The 836-nt window shown below is 37.2% G+C and carries 2 protein-coding genes; both read right to left on the bottom strand.

Annotated features, from left to right (window positions below; all coding sequences use genetic code 11):
- On the bottom strand, positions 1-147 hold a 147-nt coding region (locus A5N85_RS17945; protein WP_143143243.1), incomplete at its 3' end, for a helix-turn-helix domain-containing protein.
- Between the two features lie 328 nt (positions 148-475).
- The coding region (locus tag A5N85_RS13400) for an IS1595 family transposase (protein ID WP_072577615.1) at positions 476-836 on the bottom strand (361 nt) is incomplete at its 5' end.

The raw sequence follows: 836 nt of genomic DNA, 5'->3' as shown, positions 1-836 counted from the left end.
CTCAGTAAAGCCTTTAGGATGGGGATTTTTAATCCAGCTATAGACGGTGAATTTGCTGATCTTGTAGCGCTTTGCAACAGCGCGCCAAGTTTCTCCATTAGCAATATCGTTAAGAATTTTTTGTCGGAATTGGCGGCAGTAGGTCATAGGATATGCTCAGTTTGTTTTTGATAATTCTACTACAAGTTGTTCTTTATATCTGCTTTAGATAGATTGGATTATAAGTGATTTGACTATATTTTGTCAGCAATCATAGATATCATAAAATCGCCGAGTCTTTCTCAAATTGGTTTTGTTTATTACTGCTGGTGGCATATTAGACAGAAAAAACCTTATTAAACCTTTTAGGGAAAGTTTAAAAGCTACCTCTAGTCATTTTATAGATATATTATGTTTGATTGGTGGGTTGATGATTATTATTGGCTCTATCGTTAAATATATTTGGCTCTAGACTAGCAGAGGTTGGAGAAATCACTTAATCAAGTTCCAAAGAGTTCTGATTCCAACGCCACTCGCACTCTTTTAAGTGAAGCTCAAAATTGACTGTAACACCATTAAACTTGCTCAGCCTCCGCTTGGTAAAGCTCCAAAAAGACTCAATACCATTGATATGGTAATGACCATGAGCAAACTCATTATTGCCATGGTCTACTCTAAAATGTTTCGCATAGCCAACGTCAACCAAGCCATTGTAACCACGCCAACCATCCGAGTATATGACACTATCAAGCGCTACTTTACCAAGAATAACACCTTGCAAGGTCTTTTTCTTACAGTCGGGAATGATCTCAGTATAGATACGACCTTGTCTTTCAAAGATACCAAAGACGGATTRT

The organism is Suttonella ornithocola (assembly GCF_001889065.1).
Classification (GTDB): Bacteria; Pseudomonadota; Gammaproteobacteria; order Cardiobacteriales; family Cardiobacteriaceae; genus Suttonella_A; species Suttonella_A ornithocola.
This window is presented reverse-complemented; position numbering and strand designations above follow the sequence as displayed.